General features: G+C 42.8%; 14 protein-coding genes and 2 pseudogenes. 3 read left to right on the forward strand and 13 right to left on the reverse strand.

The window, feature by feature from the left end:
* The first annotated feature begins 187 nt into the window (after window positions 1-187).
* Complete coding sequence (locus AACX33_RS19580) at window positions 188-1,117, forward strand: tyrosine-type recombinase/integrase (protein ID WP_227788772.1); 930 nt, start codon at window positions 188-190, stop codon at window positions 1,115-1,117.
* Window positions 1,114-1,284 carry a hypothetical protein gene (locus AACX33_RS19585; RefSeq protein WP_227788773.1) on the forward strand — a complete coding sequence of 57 codons (171 nt, stop codon included), beginning with the start codon at window positions 1,114-1,116 and terminating at the stop codon, window positions 1,282-1,284. Before AACX33_RS19580 ends, AACX33_RS19585 begins: the two co-directional genes overlap by 4 nt.
* 254 nt (window positions 1,285-1,538) lie before the next feature.
* Here the strand turns inward: AACX33_RS19585 and AACX33_RS19590 are convergent.
* Both AACX33_RS19590 and AACX33_RS19595 read right to left on the reverse strand, forming a co-directional pair.
* Window positions 1,539-1,649 (reverse strand): annotated as a pseudogene (locus AACX33_RS19590) (HNH endonuclease); the annotation flags it as partial.
* Window positions 1,650-2,042 carry a hypothetical protein gene (locus AACX33_RS19595; protein WP_227788774.1) on the reverse strand — a complete coding sequence of 131 codons (393 nt, stop codon included), beginning with the start codon at window positions 2,040-2,042 and terminating at the stop codon, window positions 1,650-1,652.
* Between the two features lie 236 nt (window positions 2,043-2,278).
* On the opposite strand from AACX33_RS19595, the gene AACX33_RS19600 reads away from it, so the two are divergent.
* Window positions 2,279-3,484, forward strand: a complete 1,206-nt coding sequence (locus AACX33_RS19600) for an AIPR family protein (protein ID WP_227788775.1) — start codon at window positions 2,279-2,281, stop codon at window positions 3,482-3,484.
* A gap of 259 nt (window positions 3,485-3,743) precedes the next feature.
* Here the strand turns inward: AACX33_RS19600 and AACX33_RS19605 are convergent, their stop codons facing one another.
* From AACX33_RS19605 to AACX33_RS19655, 11 genes and pseudogenes are all read right to left on the reverse strand, one after another.
* Window positions 3,744-4,484 carry a dienelactone hydrolase family protein gene (locus AACX33_RS19605; protein WP_227788776.1) on the reverse strand — a complete coding sequence of 247 codons (741 nt, stop codon included), beginning with the start codon at window positions 4,482-4,484 and terminating at the stop codon, window positions 3,744-3,746.
* Window positions 4,485-4,554: 70 nt separating this feature from the next.
* A complete protein-coding gene (locus tag AACX33_RS19610) occupies window positions 4,555-4,833 on the reverse strand; it encodes a hypothetical protein (RefSeq protein WP_227788777.1) in 279 nt (92 codons plus the stop codon).
* Between the two features lie 140 nt (window positions 4,834-4,973).
* Window positions 4,974-6,020: a GUN4 domain-containing protein gene (locus tag AACX33_RS19615; RefSeq protein ID WP_227788778.1), complete on the reverse strand. Its 1,047-nt coding sequence runs from the start codon at window positions 6,018-6,020 to the stop codon at window positions 4,974-4,976.
* A 311-nt stretch (window positions 6,021-6,331) separates the two neighbouring features.
* Window positions 6,332-6,631, reverse strand: coding sequence for an MATE family efflux transporter (locus tag AACX33_RS19620; RefSeq protein WP_227788779.1), 300 nt, complete (start codon window positions 6,629-6,631; stop codon window positions 6,332-6,334).
* A 125-nt stretch (window positions 6,632-6,756) separates the two neighbouring features.
* Window positions 6,757-7,239: a hypothetical protein gene (locus tag AACX33_RS19625; protein WP_227788780.1), complete on the reverse strand. Its 483-nt coding sequence runs from the start codon at window positions 7,237-7,239 to the stop codon at window positions 6,757-6,759.
* Window positions 7,232-8,560: an AAA family ATPase gene (locus tag AACX33_RS19630; protein ID WP_227788781.1), complete on the reverse strand. Its 1,329-nt coding sequence runs from the start codon at window positions 8,558-8,560 to the stop codon at window positions 7,232-7,234. Before AACX33_RS19630 ends, AACX33_RS19625 begins: the two co-directional genes overlap by 8 nt.
* Window positions 8,561-8,763: 203 nt before the next feature.
* A complete protein-coding gene (locus tag AACX33_RS19635; RefSeq protein WP_227788782.1) occupies window positions 8,764-12,096 on the reverse strand; it encodes a helicase-related protein in 3,333 nt (1,110 codons plus the stop codon).
* Window positions 12,093-12,200, reverse strand: a pseudogene (locus tag AACX33_RS19640) (type II toxin-antitoxin system VapC family toxin); the annotation flags it as partial. The pseudogene AACX33_RS19640 and the gene AACX33_RS19635, both read right to left, overlap by 4 nt.
* Window positions 12,201-12,251: 51 nt before the next feature.
* Window positions 12,252-12,479 (reverse strand): hypothetical protein, encoded by a 228-nt coding sequence (locus AACX33_RS19645; RefSeq protein ID WP_227788783.1) that lies wholly within the window; start codon window positions 12,477-12,479, stop codon window positions 12,252-12,254.
* A 90-nt stretch (window positions 12,480-12,569) separates the two neighbouring features.
* The gene (locus AACX33_RS19650; RefSeq protein WP_227788784.1) at window positions 12,570-13,232 is read right to left on the reverse strand and encodes a Uma2 family endonuclease; all 663 of its coding nucleotides are present in this window, start codon (window positions 13,230-13,232) and stop codon (window positions 12,570-12,572) included.
* Between the two features lie 51 nt (window positions 13,233-13,283).
* Entirely contained in the window at window positions 13,284-16,226 is a 2,943-nt protein-coding gene (locus AACX33_RS19655) for a DUF1156 domain-containing protein (RefSeq protein ID WP_227788785.1), read from the reverse strand.
* Window positions 16,227-16,293: the final 67 nt, after the last annotated feature.

Raw genomic sequence — 16,293 nt, forward strand, 5'->3', positions numbered from 1 at the left:
GCTCCTTTTTAATTTGTCTTTTATTTAACAATTAGTCAATCTACTACATAAGTAAACCAGCACTTTACATAACTTAATAAATCATCTAGACGGATCTGGAATACCCATTAAGAACGACAATAAAAATCAGACAACATAAAACCAGACTCAACTACTCTTATGTCTTGTTAATAAACAGGTAGAAATTATGACTCTCTCACTGGTTCACGTCAGCAACTACCGTCAAGCAATCTCGGAACTACCCCCGGCGCAAGCGGAGGCGAAATTGATTACCCTGTGGTTGGATGGAAAGGCGGAGTCATCGGTGCGTGCCTATCAACGTTACGTGAAGCATTTTCTGAGGTTTTTGAGAAAACCCCTGCGCCAAGTAAAATACGAGGATTTGGTTGATTACAGCACCCAATTTTCCACACAAGCTGCTAGCACTAGGCGCATTTATCTGGCGGCGGTGAAAAGTTTAATTAGTTTTGCTCACAAAATTGGTTATTTGCCTTTCAATGTGGGGATGGCGCTGAAGTTGGCAGAAATTCCCGATGCGATTAATGAACGTTATTTAGATGAGGCAGACATTAAGTTGATGGTCCGGGCGGCCGCCGCGATGGTAGATGATGCTAAAACTGCTAAACGGCAGGCGATCGCTCGACGTAATCTGTTAATTGTGAAATTATTGTATCAGGCCGGCTTGCGAGCGCATGAACTTTGCCAGTTAACTTGGGGCGATTTATCAGCTAGAAATGATAGTGGGCAAGTGTATGTGCGGCAAGCTAAAGGTAACAAGTCACGCACTATTTTGCTCAAACCAAAGCTGTGGAACGAACTGATGGAATTTAAAGGCGATGCCCTGGCTACCGATGCTGTTTTTTTTAGTCAGAAGGGGGGACATCTAGAACGCCAAAATCTCCATCCAATTATCAAGGTGGTGGCAGATGCGGCTGGTTTGAGTGAACTTGTCAGTTGTCACTGGTTGCGCCATGCCCACGGGTCACACGCGGCGGAGCGGGGGGTTAATCCCGTCTTGATTAAGGATACTTTGGGTCATAGCAATCTAGCTATTACTGACAGGTATCTTAAGGCTAGACCCAATGATAGTAGTGCTTTGAAGTTAATGGATGTTTGACCTTTTTTGGAATTCAAAATGAGCCTGCGTCTACTGTGATGCGATCGCTTTTAGCGGGCGCTCCGCGCCATCGCCTCTGGCGGGGCTTTGCCCATCGCCAGGAACAAATTTTGTGGTATGGTTTTGAATTCGGCAGACATTGTATGCCGAATTGGAAAATTGCTTGATGCTAGACTCAACAGGAGTAGAAAAACCGACAAATATTCAATCTTAGCCCAGCCTGGATAAGTTAAGACAAATTATCGAAAGTTTGGAAAATTGTAGACAGAAATCCCTTCAATCTGCCAATTTTTGAGGTCATAAGCTATTTTTTTTGCTCAATTGTGTGCCGTTCTCAATCTAGATAGTAATCACCAAAGTCCTCGCGCCGTGGAAGCCCCTGGCTTTATAAATGGGGACGGCGCAGGCGAATTCATTCGCGGTCTTTTTTGAGAAAGTCTCTAATATCTTTAGTCCCTTTTTCGACGTTGCATTTTTCGCAACTCAAGGTAAGGTTTGTGATTGAGTTGGAACCACCTTTAGAACATGGGTGTCAGTTAGCTTGACTTCCTTTTAAGACTTGATCTAACAGGTTTCTAGCAGGTTGGGCTTTAGCTAAAGCGGCTTGATGGTCGCTATAAGCACGAATGAGGCGAGAAAGACCACTTACACCTGTCTTAAGTTGCTCAAGTTCTTCGCCAGCCATTAGTTCTCCATCCAGCATCCGCCCAATCAAAGGTTTGACATCGCCCACCTCCTGGCGAATTTTTTGGAGCTTTTCTACACTGCTCAATAAAGTTTTGAGTGAGTTCAAAATGCCGTCAATATCTTGGACATCCGCCACTAATTCACCCTGTGCTTCACTTGCTACCGGATCTTGAATATCTGATACTGGAGGCAATTCTTGTGCAGATGTTTGATTTTTCACCCCGTTTGACTGTGCCATTCATATTTCCTCAAATAATTTTCCCAGTGTATCGCTGATTTCATCTGCCCGAAGAGATTATTATGATAATTTTGAACACGTTTTGTTTTTGACATGCGAAACGTCAAAAATCTCAACTTACTGATGGGGATGTAGAAACCCCATCTTCAACGAAGTAAGATGGGGTAGTTCATGTGCTGGCTGCTTCCTCGAAGCAGAATAATTAAGAATATATTAATAAAAAGCAAAAACCACCCATGCCTAAAAACTGGATTATTCAAGTAGACAACTATTTCAACGCCAACCCCACTTGCATCATCGCCACCGCCTATGTCAAGACATTCCCCACAGACTTACCCCTAGAACCCAACATCCGCGAACCCAACCGCAGAAGTGCAACTTACAGGCAAATATTGGATTCGGTGACCACTCAACCCGCCAAATTCTTCGAGCGTCACAGTGGTATAGTCCTCTGTGCCAACAAGGTTAAACCCAACAAAAACAAAACCGAACTGCAACTGGAGATATTAGAAGGTTGTGAAGGTGGCAGCGATGGCATCATCAATGGCGGTCACACAGTTTTAGCTTTTGAGCAAGCGAGGACTTATAACTACGACCTCAGCCAAGCCAAAGTCAAAGTTACCATCCACATTGGTTTAAATGAAGCAGAAGCTAAAGATATTGCTCTGGCTTCTAACACTACCTCCCCAGTGGATTCTCGTTCCAAAGTTAACGCCAGGGGTGATTATGAATTCATTAAGCAGCATTTAGCCGAGTTAGAAAGAACAGAAGATAGAAAATTTAGAATCGCTTATTACCAGAACCAAAGCGGCGCTCCTAGAAATGCCCAATGTAATATTAATCACCTATTCAAGTTAATCAACTGCCTGGACAGAAACAGGTATAACCCGGATGGGAATAAAAGAACCAAGCATCCCACAGGTACGAGTACCCCCAGTCAGATTACAGACACTGAGAGGGCAAGATTGACTAAGTTACTGCCTCTATTGACTAACGCGCTGTGGATTGAGCAAAGACTGTATGAAATCATCCAAGAACATATCAGCAACCCCAGAAGAAAGGGTGTTAATGACTTAGCATCAATCGATACACGCAAAAATACCCTGCTGCCCGATAGTAAGTATTCCTTTGGATTTGGTGCGCCAACTGACCTAGCATTACCAATAATTGCGTCTTATCGGGTATTTCTGGATGAAAATTATAACTGGATTATTCCTTTCGAGGAGTTGGCTGAGAAATTCCTGCAACACTTATGGACTAATTATTACCGGAAATACTTGATATCAGAGAAAACAGCCGGAAATACCGTAGGAACTAAAATCTGCCGCAACTCAGAGATTTGGGAAAGTTTGTACATTTCCGCCCAAAGTTATCTGAATCAGCATCTGATGAAAATGGTTAATTCCACTAAGTCTGACGAATTAGTACTAAATCGCAGTTGAACGCATCGAGGCAATTTCTATCTCCGTGACGGCGAGTCGGTGAATGTAGAATCCCCGAATTTCTAATTCGGGGAGTGTCAAATATAGCGGGCGCTCCGCGCCATCGCCTACGGCGGGGCTTTTCCCGTAAGAATTTTGTGGGGGCGATTCTTACGGTGGGCTGTGCGATGGCGAAACGCACCTGGAGGAGAGGAGGCGATAGTGCAAAGCACTCACTCGCCGGAGGCAATCAATCGCCTAAAATACCCGCAGTGCTTGTTCAGTTTGCAAATGTACGTTCCAAGAAAGTTACAATTCCAGACCAAGCAGAGGTAGCCGCAGCCGAATCGTAGCGATAACCGTCGTCCCGCATAAAAGTATGTTCTGCTTCATACAAGAGAACTTTGTGCGGTACATTAGCATTCTCTAGAGCTTTAATTAAGATTTGACGGTCATGTTCTGGGATATGAGGGTCAAGAGTCCCGAACACCAATAGCATCTCGCCTTTGATTTCACTCACCCGATGGATGGTATCAGCTATCCCCTGACCTAGCTTTCCACTGGGAATGCCAGTAGGATAGCAGCAGACGGAAGCCTTAATTTCGTTTTGAAAGGCGGCGCGGAAAGCTAAATGCCCACCAATACAAAAGCCGAGAGTGCCTATTTTACCTGGAGATACTGCACTTTCTGTTTTGAGGAATTCCATTACTGCAAGGCAATCAGCATCATAATCAGCGATTTTCGTGCGCCGAGAATCATCATTACCCCGCATCCGACCTAAATCATCTGGCTCAATTACCAAACCAACTGGCTCTATGCGATGAAAAATTTCTGGTGCTGCTATCACATAACCATATCCTGCTAAGTAGTTAGCTAGACGAATAATTGGGCTACCTAACTGATAAATATCACTATAGAATATAATACCTGGGTAAAGTCCTGGTGCTGTGGGAGCCGCTACATAAACACGCATTAAACTGTCATCTACTCTTAACTCGACATTGCGCTTCGTAATTTGCACTTTTTTGTCTCCGTGTTATCTCTGAAGCGAATTCGCTTGTGGACAAGTGGGTTTGATTAAAGCCGCCAACTTACAGATGTTGGCTAGGATACTGAAGGCGATTGCTTAGGGCTAGAATCTCGCAGACTTCACCTTTAATGCTGTAGATTTTATCCCAAATAAAATCTTCTAGTGTGGCAACTGATGCAAATTCCCAACTCTCACCCATTTTTCTTAAAGCAGCACCAGCCAGCATAGATGGGTTGAACAGCGATTGCTCCTCATAATTTCCCTTAAGAATTTTATAGGGGCGATTCCTACGCTGGGCTGTGCGAATCGCTTCAATATCCCTTCGATGCAGCGCTGGCATTACAGGTGTTTTTTACCGCTTGCGAGTCGATAACCAGCAAGGTTGTCCACTTGGGTTTTTTTTAACCTGCTCACGCACTTGAGCGTGTAAAATGCTCATCAGTTTGTCGAGCTTCTAGCTCAACATTTTCTTGCTTCTGATTATTTTTTCGGCACAGAAATAGTCAATGCCATTTTAACCCGTGCAAAAAGTTGAGGCAGATATTTATAGAATCGCCCATCTCGCAGAAACATTGCATCGATGGTACAGCTACCACAGTTTTCTCCAGGGGCAGGAACTGCAACCGATAGTACAGCTGCGTCTGAAACACCAGCCCAGGGTAAGTGTCCGAGAGGAGCTTGCTTCAGTGAATAAGTGAGTTCAGATTCATTCAGCCAGTCGCTGCTGATAAAATCGTTTTCGGTTCGAGGAACTTGAAGTTTCCAACCGACGCGATCGCGAAAAGTATTGGCGGCAGTTTCGGAATTGTTCGGATGAGATGCTATTACCTCTTGCCAAATCTTTGCTTGGATACTGAGTCCAAACCGTCCATCACTAGCTACTAACCAAGCTTGATCAATCTCTTGAATTAAATCTAGAGGTATACTGGCAGCATTCAGTGTAAAGAGGTCTTTTTGAGGTGATAAGAGACGGCGGGTTTCTTGATCGGCCGCACTCCAGTTTTTAGAATTGAGCAACTGCTGGAGTTTTGCTGTTGCTTTGGTTGTGCTTGTTCCACTACCAGCAGAATTTTTAGTCGCAATATGTTGCTCTAACAAATTAATGATTTGGGTTTTATTAAGTTGTCGAGCCAAGTCTAGAGCAGTCTTACCTTCCTTATCTTTGAGGTCAACCCTAGCATTTTTACTGAGAAATAGTGTTGCCAATTCCGGACCAAAAAAACTTTGTTCCTCCAATACTGCTTGGTGCAGAGGTGTTCTTCCTAAATTATCTTGAACATTTAAATCTGCATTAGCCGCAACCAGTAACTGAGCCACTTCCAAATTAACATCATATAAAGGGGTTTTACCTTCAGCATCTTGTAAGTTAACTTTTGCTCCTCGCTGCAAAAGCAGTTTAACTAAAGTTGCTTGGAAGCGATTTATGTGGAGCGGAGTTTGCCCCTGAGCATTGCGGAGATTAACGTCAACTCCCCGATCTAGTAATAGTTGTAGTACTGCTGGTTCAATACCCTGAGAGTGAATCACAGTTCCCTGACGATTTTGGATAGTTAGATCCGCGCCTGCTTCGATTAGTTTCTTGGCAATTTCTAGATGAGATTTTTAGAGAGCGGCGTGCTGACATAGCAAAGCCAATTAGATAACGAATAAGACTCTTAGTTTAATAACTTAGTTGCCGAATGATAAATATTCGTGATCGCAAGATGGTTCATGAACTAAAATAACGAACCAGCTATCAAACGCGCTGTAACTTTAGAATATCGTCCCAATCGTATTGATGCAGTTGTATAGTGCTAAAGAGGGGCTTGCGCCTTCAGAATTTTCTGAGCGCGTTGGTGTCACTCGTGTGCCAACCAATAACCACTGGTTAAACCAATGCACCAATAAGACAGGAAACTGAGCAGCATCGGCACACGAGTATCCTGTAAACCTTGCAACGCACCATAAGCAATTTTTTGTACCCCATCGAACAGATTCGCGATCGCTCCAACCCGCATAATGGAAACAGCAAGCGCTACGATAAATGCGTTCTCTGCTGGTGCCAGGAGATCGATATATAGCCCAATAATTTGTCGAGGAAATAGCAAAAGTGCGATCGCAATCATGATTGGAATTGCCAATAGCAACGATAGCCACAACCCCAGAAGTGTTGAATGTTAGAGGTTGTTTGCTCAATGTTGGCCGTGTTTACATGGGTTTTTCGCATCTAAAGCAGATTTCTAGCGGCTCTGACTCTCCTCTAAATGCACAATTTTGGAGGGGATTATTTTGGCGTTTGGTGATAGTTCTTTAAATCGCTGTCTAATGACCAGATGAACACTTCACTCATTGAGAAGAGATGACACGACTTTTCAAATTCCTGAATGATGCTGAGATCACCGAAGCTTGTTCCTTCTTGCTTCTGAGGAGCTTTGTTTTTACCAGCCAAATCTGGGAACTGGTCAATCCACAACAGTATCTCTTCTGTGTTCGGGAATGTTGTCGGTTTCCACGGGGCTACGCCTGTGAATGCGTCTTTAACTTCTTTCACAAAACGTAGGGCTGTTTTTCTTCGCATTGTGCCGTCACCGTTTTGAGCAATGTGGTTGCCTGTTTCGAGTATAGTCGCCATTGGCAACAAAAAAGTGCAGCCAGATTGAGCATAGGTCTCAAAATCTTCCAGAACTGATGCCCTATGCTGATTATAGTTAGGAACGTTGAGTATTTCCAGGAATACACTGGTATCTATCAGGCAGATACTACTCATTTTCGTACTCCTGCAAACGAGACAGCCAGGCCATAGCTTGCTGTTTTCTGTCTTCGGGTGTGTGCGGCGACTTCACGAACCGATCCACTATCCCAGCAGTTACCAGTTGACCAAGCGGCCCTTGAGATATCAAGCCTGGAAATTCGTCCATCTCCCCAAGCCTGACAAGGCGGCTATCTCCTTGTTCTGGATTGCGGAAACAAAACACTACATCACCCAGGGCTGCATCGGGTAAGGCATCCATGAGGGCTGGGTTGTGGGTAGAAAGCAGCACTCGTAATTTACGCTGTTCGGCAATATCTCGGATGCTGGCGAGGAGATGCTGGGCGCGGTTGGGATGAACGCCGTTGTCGATTTCCTCGATGACGACTAAACTACCTTCTGTAGCTGATAGCATGGCGGCTGCGATCGCTAACACCCGCAATGTCCCATCTGATAATAATGCAGCTTCACAAAAACGCCGGGTATTGCCAAAGGTTTCTGCTAGTTGTACCATGACTTCATCCCGTGGGCCGAAAAGGAAATCTAGCCCATCTATTGCCTGTTCTGGTAGACTTTGGATGAAGTTGAGAATTGCCTGTTGATTTTCTGGTTGGTTCTGCCATAAACGATACAGGACACTGGAGAGATTAGTACCATCTTCTTGTAATCGCTTATCAGATTTGAAACTGTACTCGCGCATTCTGGCGGGAACGGGATCTAAAAACAGGATATTTTTTAAGACTCGTTGATATTCGCGGACTGTCTCAGGAATAATCTGTTGGGAGTGGGGATACTTGGCACTAAAATGAGCCGGGCTATCTAGTTGCACGAATATAGCCATTTGATCGCTGCACGTTATTCGTGGTTTATTTCTCCCTTTGGTAAAGTTGTTATATGCCACACCAACATCAGTACCTACTCCTTCTGAAGGCTGGTCTAGGTCATATAGCGGGACTTGACTTGTTGAGTCAACGATTCGCTCACTACTGATGTGCAGTTCTCCGTCACGTACATTCAGGGTTATATCAAGTTGGTTCCACTCTGTTGAGTCCAAACGGCAACCGATGGTAAAATTTGACTCTCCGCGATGGCACAAGTCATTTACTCGACCGCGCACTACTCGGTCTGCACTATTTACGGCATATTGAATGCTGGACAGTCTTTGTCCTTGTGCTAACCATGACAGAAAGCGCAAGCCTTCAAGGGCGTTACTTTTACCTGCGGCGTTTGCACCTATTAGCACGGTTAAAGATCCCAGGGGTAAACGGCTCTTCGACAGGCTCAGAGTACCACTTGTACTGTAACTTTTGAAGTTGGCGAGGGTAAATTCTGTCAGCATGGCACTATGGCACTATTGTGATTGCTTGATTTTTTTGGGCAAATTCTTCTACGGTGCTGACTTTAGCTTATAGGACTCATATTTGATTTTTGATAGCTTGCGTGGCGTAGCCATACAAAACAAGGTTTGATTTTATTGTATATTTAATCATAAATACACATCCACAAATCCAGAAATTAATTGTTTTCTTGTTGGATCTAATTTTATCCCTCAACAACTTGCAATAATTTTTCAAACAACGGTTCGCCAAAATTCATTAATCGTAATGAAGGCATTTCATCAAAAACATCAGGGTAAAAAGTAACAGTATAATTCTGTCCTTGATAAATCAGTTGCCAAGTACGTTCGCTCCTGCTCTCAAACTGCACACCACGGGCTGTTAAAATTGCTGAAGATGTGAATAACTGCTCAATGATTTCTGGCGTAAAGGGAGAAGGAGTCATTGGTTTTTGAATTTCCGCTAAATCAGCATCCAAGTCCATTGCTACCATTTCCTCAATTGCTAGACGAGGTGGTGGGCTGTCTAAGATAGAATCGAATTCAGACATTAAAACGTCCTCTTCTTCTGGGTCTGCACTCATCACAGCCTGTTCAATAAAAGTAGGGACTTGGGCTAGAATGGGTTGAAGATTACCCACAACTGTAGCAAAAGCGTTGATGCGATCGCGCAATTTTCTATAAACCTTCGCTTCCACAGTGCCATCATAATAAAAATTGTGGATTCGCACAGTCGGATATCTTTGTCCAATGCGGTCAATTCTGCCAATGCGCTGTTCTACCCGCATCGGGTTCCAAGGCATATCATAATTAATCAACACACCGCAGTTTTGTAAATTCAAACCTTCTGAAGCCGACTCAGTACAAAGGAGAATTTTGATTTCATCTTGGCGAAATCGGCGTTTAATTTCTTCCTTGGGAACTAGACACCAATTTGGTTGACTGCTGACGGTAGACTGATCACGGTTGAAGGTTAAGAGTTCGCCACCCCGACCAGAGTAGCAAGCCACTTGGCTACCGTATAACTCCTGCAACGTAGCCCGCAGATAGTCCATTGTGTCAGTATACTGTGTGAAAACGATCGCACTTTCTCGTTCAGTCAATTCTTGACGCAAAATCTGAATAAACCGGGAAAGTTTAGTATCTTCCCCCGTGTTGTCAAACTGGCGTAATAAATCTTCAAGATATTGAACTTCCTGGGGGTCTACAGGTTCAAAGAAAGATTCCAACCCAGCAATCACTGTATCATCTGCATTATCCACATCCACTAAATCGTCGTCACTTAAAACGCTTCCCTGTTGAGTTAACAAATAATCCAAACGGCGTTGCAGAGATGACTTGATGGCATAAAATGAACTGGTTAAACGCTTGCGGTAAAGGGTCATCAAAAAACCCAAACAAGAACGCTGGTCTTTTTGCGCTAGTCGATAAAAATGACGGACATAATCGCTGACAGCTACATAAAGGGGTACTTCCCGTTGAGGTTCCAGCGTAATGGCGTTATCCTGCACAATTCTAGTCGGAATATCCCGTTCTAGCAGTCCCCTCTGATAGTATTGTCGGAGAGTGTCGCGGGTGTGGCGAAACATTAAGTCTTTGAGGGGAGTGTTCACGGTTAGGTACTGGCGTGAGGTGTCGATAAAGTCTTCATCTGCCAATAATTGCTTATGATTAGAGATTTTCTTTCCCCTTTGCCACGTATCCTGCAATTTGTAACCTAAGATGCGATCGCTTCCACCGCCCACGCTCTTGGTCAAAAACTGTTGTAATCTAGAACAAGGCTGTCCGCCACGCTGAAAATAATCAGTAGACATTACTTGCCAAAAATTCATTACTTCCGGCTTGACATTACCTTGCAGAGAAGCGAAATAATCGCAAAAGTTATCGCCGTAACTCCAATGTCCCTGTAATCCTAGTAGGTTTAATAAATCAAAAACTTCTATAGCGTCAATTTGCATGGGAGTTGCTGACAGAAGAATCAGAGATTTAGTTTTCTCCTTCAGCTGTGCCATTAATTCCAACAGGCGATTAGGCGTTTCCTTACGGTCTTGGGGACTTTTGCGGCGTGCGTGGTGCGCTTCATCTAAAATTACTAAATCCCACGGTTCTGCTGACAGTAGCTGGTGCATTCTCTCAGTTCTCCGCACCAAATGAGAAGAAGCAAGGATTAAGTCTTGGGTATTCCAGGGATTTATTAACGGTTGACTGTTGGCTGTTGACTGTTGACCGTTAACTGATGACTGTTGGCGGTATTTTTCAGTTAATAGTGAACTTTGAACAGTGAACGAATTTTGTGTATAACTCCAAAAATGTAGATTAAATTTTTCCCGTAGTTCTTCTTGCCACTGGGGTTGCACACTAGCAGGTGCTAAAATTAGTACCCGCTTCACTTTTTTGGACAATAACAGATAGCGCAAAATTAAACCAGTCTCAATTGTCTTACCTAAACCAACTTCGTCAGCAATGAGAAAACTTTGGGGAAAATTTTGAGCAACACGACGCAGGATTTTAATTTGGTGTGGCCAAGGTTGAATAGGAATTGATTTTAGACAAAAATCTAAGCAGCCGGGATGTTCATGAATATTAGCAAGTTGAGTAAATAGTAACTTTTCTTGTTCACTGTTAACTGATGACGGTTGACTGTTAACTGATAACTGTTCACTGTTTATTTCAGTTGTCGTAGTGGGAGCATCTTGCTCCCTACTGGTATCGCTATTGGTAGTAGCAGGCAAGATGCCCGCACTACCCCAAATTTCAAAACGGACAAGGTTTAATTCTTTTGTCAAAGGTCTAGAGTCAAATTCAGCCTGGTCATTCCAATCAGGTTTAGTAGCGGGGGCGTAACGTAACAGCTTTTTTTGTACCGCTTCGGGAACTTCAAAAACTCGCACATTAGGCGATATATCATACCAAAGTTGCTCAAACCTAGCTACTTCTTCTTCAACTCTATCTAATTCCCTTCCTCCCTCCCAAGAACAATAAACATGAAAGGATTCTACATTCCTCTCCCAGCCACCGATAGATTCGTTATTGGAACCGTTAAAAGCTAATTTATCGCCCTTGCTATCAGTAAAAATACCAACTTTTTCGTGAAATATATGCTGTGGATCTAATTGCTGTATACTATCTTCTGGTAATCCGTTTTCTTTGAGGGGAATAGCAATTTTAATATCGAGATATTGATTTTGAATTAACCAACTGAGAATTTCTAGGTGCTTGAGTTGAGCAAAACTTTCTGGTGGTTTTAAATCAGCATCTAGACGAGTGAGTAAAGCATCTCGCAGTTCGTATCCCTGTTGAATTGCTTGTAAATCTTGGGGACTAAACTGACAGCCCATGATTAAGCGAATTTTACCCTCATGGTGTAGCATTGCACCTAAACCACGAGCCACTTTACTTAAAATAGCACTGCTGAAAAAACCTGCTTTGCGGTCATATTGGAGGGTACACTCTAAAGCAGGAATGTAGAAATCAGCAATAGTGTTGTGGGTGTTGCTGGTATAGCTAATCTTCCAGGGGTAGTCACGCAGATTTTTCAAGTTTCTAACCAGTTATCTAATTTTAAATTGGGAATATTTTCAAAATCTTTGATATTATTAGTAACGAGAATATCGTCACGAGAACGAGCCACAGCACCAATCAAAATTATTATTATCAAATGAGTCTATAGTTCGCCATACTTATTATGGCGCTATTAGTAATTATCTGTAAAAATTTCTGTCAATTCTGGTTGGTTTTTCCAAGCCCCAAATAATTGATTGAGTCTAGCTAGTCTTTCCTCCTCTGTTAATGGTGGTTGTGGTTCTGAAATTTGATTGGCAATCAATTCTAAGTCTATAATTATTTCGGTTCCATCTGGAATATTATTAAGTTGTTCTAAAACTTCAATATTTTGACCACGTTTTATGCCTCGAACTTTCATATTTAATCATCTCCTTATTAGTTCACTGATAACTGATAACTATATTTTGTCCGCAAACCGTCAACTGTCAACCGTTAACCGTCAACAAAATTAAAGCGCATTTGGGTCAATTCCTTGCTGTTGTAGTCTGGCTAATAAATTTTGTAATTGTTCCTCTGGGGTTTGGTATCTGTGACCATTTTCGTCATACCAAAATAGCCATTCTCTTGTTCGTCCTTGATAATTACCCTGTTCCCTTCCAATACCTAAACCAATTTCCGGCATCCAAACTTTGTCCCCTGGTTGTAAAATATATTTACCTTCAACTAAGCGATAAACTTCTAAACGTTGACGCTTACGACGTAGCCGAGTTGGTGCATAAATGGCATAATACAAAACCCCTAATTGAGCATAGTCTATTTTCTTTTGTTCATATTCGCCATTATAAGTTTGAGAAACAACTTCTAAAGTAAAAATGGGTGGTATTCCCTCTTCTTCCCACAAAACGTAACTAGAACGTCCATTTTCTCCCACAAAACGTTCAACACCCAAACTCAGAAAACCATCGGGGACTATGGCAGGTTGATTGGGTATATAATAAATTCCCATATTGATACCGAAAAACCAGTCATCGCGGTTTTGCCAAATCGCGGCTAAGATGGCTAATAATAAATTGGGAATTAATATTTGTAGTTCGTTATCCACAGGGGTATCATCAGAATCTGGTAATTCTGCCGAGGAAGGTAGGCATTCTAACGGATTATAGTTATACATAATACCTTAGTGGTTGACGGTTATGAGTTAACAGTTATCAGTTAACAGTCATTAAAATAAATTCAGTTGTCCCCCTTCATTTAAGGTTAACTCAGTCTGCACGTAAGAGACTTTGGCTTTAATTTCATCCATAGCTAACCACAAATCTAACAAAGATTTTTCTTCGGGGATGCGTTTCTTTTCATCACCAATGCGGGGGATGACTTTCAACGCTACTTCAAATGTTCGCATAAACAAATCGTTACTGACTAAGCTAGTATTTTTCATAAACCTGCGGACTGGTTCTGTATTTTCCTCTTCTTGGTAAAGGGCGATAATGGCGTGGAGTCCATCTACTAAATATCTGGCGGAAAATTCAGTATCGGTGACAGAGAAGGCGCGTTTTTTCAGGCGTTGTTGTGGGGTGAGTAATTTACAGTAACCGCTTCCAGAATCGAGTAGTTTGTGTTTTTTGACTAAATCGGAAACATCAAAACCACCGACGGCTAAAGCCAGTTGTCTCGCTTCATCAAAGGGAAATTCTCGCGCTTCAAAGGTATCCCAGGCGAGGATGTACCATTGGGTTAAGGGGTCGATACCGTTGAAGTCTTTACCTGCTAATAACTTTTGTAATCGGTACTCGACAACTGCTTGACGTACTTCTTCAAATGCTGCTTTCGGTTCTACTGGGTTTCCGGCGCTGTCGAGGATGGAACTGTAGCGGGTAAAGACGCTTAAAGCTGAACCGAATGCACTTAAGCACAAGTTAATTCCAGGGGGTTTAACGCGGCGCTGCGGATCTGCTACTCTATCAGCAGCAGGGCGAGAATCTGCTGTTAAGCATTTTTCCAGTTCTGGCGCTTTTTCAAAGACGATATTTCGCACATCAATTCGCACGTCATCCCACCAAGCTTGTTCGGCGTTGGGGTCACGTTTACGGCATACTAAAAGCACTGTGCTGGATACGGCGTTTTTCTGGGCTTGGTGTAAGTTTTGCGGGTTTTCGGTACTGACAGCCCAAGATGCGGTAATCTCAAAACCAGCATCAATGAGAGATTTGGCTAAGACATCCCACGCGCCGGAGTCTTTGTGGTTGAATTGTACTGTCATTACGCCGTCGTCGCGGAGGACTCGGTGGTATTCGGCGAACGCCATTGCCATTTTTGCTTCATAATCTTGGTTGGCGAGAATTTCTGGGGATACTCCCATGTTGCGGAAGCGGGAAGTGTTAGCGACAGCTTCGCGGTCTTTGTCAGTGAGTTCTAGGTAGAATAATTCGGGGAAGATATCGCCAAGGGTGTGTTTTAGCCAGACGTAGAAAAAATCTGATAATTCGGCGTATTGAATTGTGGAATAATAAGGTGGATCTGTGATAACTGCATCTACAGAGTTATCAGGGATGTGAGTTAAATTATCGGCTGATGCTGAGTTTATTTGTACAGATTTTGGGTCATATTGTTCGATTCCTGGGATAGCTGTTGACCCTAGCTTAGTAAGCAAAATAGAGCAAAGTTTAGAGTAGTCATCCGCACAATCAGAACAAGATTCCCACAATCTCCACGAACCATTAGATTCAGGATAACTCCAGAATAGATTTAAAGAATGTTGAGCGCTTGCAGGTTGAACTTTTAATGCACTTCCATCCCAATGAGTTAATCTTGAATTTTTATCAACACATCTATCCATCACCAAACCCAAATAAGTGCTAATCGCCTCAAATTTTGTCTGATAATAGTCCTCTAATTCTGCCAAGGCTTCAAAATCATTTTGCACTGAGGCGATTTTTTCGGCTTTCTCTGTTTCTTGTTCTTCCTGTACTTTGACTTTGGCTTCTGTGATGATTTCTACATAGGTAATTAGGGTTAAAAGTTGACGTGGGTTGAAAAATCTTTCCCAATTAATCAAGCCTAATTTATCAACACAGTCTCTTTCGTAAACTCGATTACTATAAGGAATAGGAATATCAGGAATAAAGTTATCTGGTTTACTACGATTCTTTTCTAATTTAGATACTGCTAGTTCCACTCCTTCTATATCAATATCTTGAACTGTCCTAAACTCTAAACTTCCTTTCTCTTTTTTATAAGCTACTGCATATAATTGATATCCTAGACCTTCAGCTTGTGCTTGAGATTTAATAACATCATCCTCAATTACACTCCCACAATTAGGACATTTGCCTACACCTCGGCTCATGGTGCTATAGTCATTGGGGTCAAAATCTCCCCCCTCGGTTTGTATTGTTGTTACCTTCCCCTTCCTACCCTTAACCAATTCAAAATCAACTCGCTTATTTTCAGGATTAGGAATTGGCTTTACAGCATACCAATCACTCGTAATTTTCCTAGCCTGTCCTTTACCTGCATAATTGCTAGTTTTACTTAACCACCAACTTGGACTCAACGGAACAACAGATTCACAACTCGGACAAACAACCGTATGCGCCCATAAATAATTCTGCACAGTTTCCCCTGGGTTAGAAGGAAAAAACTCAGCCAATCTTTTCTCAGCCTCATCCCCTACCCACTTCACCCATTTATCAATATCCTGCTGCAAATCTGGGCCAAACTTTAGCGGATATTCCATCGCCGCCTTCATCGTCACCACCGCCACAGGATTTAAATCAGAAGCCAGCACATTTAACCCATATCTCGCCGCCTCAAACGGGATACTTCCACCACCTGCAAACGCATCTAAAACCGTCGGTGTGCGAGTTCCCCAAAGTTTCTCACAATAATCATGCACCTTCTTAATTTGCACAGAATTAGGCGGCGTTTTGTAAAGTCTTACCTCCTTCCCCGGTACTAACCCCAGCAAATATTCAAATTCTGCCATTGTGATATCTGCTGGTAATATTGAAGCCAATACACTGGCGCGACTAAAAGACAAAGGTTTACGCGAGTACCAGCGGTGTAACCCCTTAAATGGATTTCCCCCATGTTCAAAATTCACTTGCTCATTTAATACCTGCACAGGCATCATTTTTTCGATAAATACAGCAGGGCGGTTTTTCATGGTTATCGGTTATTGGTTGACGGTTGGTGGTTGACAGTTATCAGTTAACAATAAATAAGTTTGAAAT

It is taken from the genome of Nodularia sp. LEGE 04288 (genome assembly GCF_963896525.1).
GTDB lineage: Bacteria > Cyanobacteriota > Cyanobacteriia > Cyanobacteriales > Nostocaceae > Nodularia.

What these genes read in the sequence shown, in the direction of transcription:
- AACX33_RS19580 (WP_227788772.1), top strand. Translation starts at nt 188, where the DNA reads ATGACTCTCTCACTGGTTCACGTCAGCAACTACCGTCAAGCAATCTCG.
- AACX33_RS19595 (WP_227788774.1), bottom strand. Translation starts at nt 2,042, where the DNA reads ATGGCACAGTCAAACGGGGTGAAAAATCAAACATCTGCACAAGAATTG.
- AACX33_RS19600 (WP_227788775.1), top strand. Translation starts at nt 2,279, where the DNA reads ATGCCTAAAAACTGGATTATTCAAGTAGACAACTATTTCAACGCCAAC.
- AACX33_RS19610 (WP_227788777.1), bottom strand. Translation starts at nt 4,833, where the DNA reads ATGCCAGCGCTGCATCGAAGGGATATTGAAGCGATTCGCACAGCCCAG.
- AACX33_RS19625 (WP_227788780.1), bottom strand. Translation starts at nt 7,239, where the DNA reads ATGAGTAGTATCTGCCTGATAGATACCAGTGTATTCCTGGAAATACTC.
- AACX33_RS19630 (WP_227788781.1), bottom strand. Translation starts at nt 8,560, where the DNA reads ATGCTGACAGAATTTACCCTCGCCAACTTCAAAAGTTACAGTACAAGT.
- AACX33_RS19645 (WP_227788783.1), bottom strand. Translation starts at nt 12,479, where the DNA reads ATGAAAGTTCGAGGCATAAAACGTGGTCAAAATATTGAAGTTTTAGAA.
- AACX33_RS19650 (WP_227788784.1), bottom strand. Translation starts at nt 13,232, where the DNA reads ATGTATAACTATAATCCGTTAGAATGCCTACCTTCCTCGGCAGAATTA.
- AACX33_RS19655 (WP_227788785.1), bottom strand. Translation starts at nt 16,226, where the DNA reads ATGAAAAACCGCCCTGCTGTATTTATCGAAAAAATGATGCCTGTGCAG.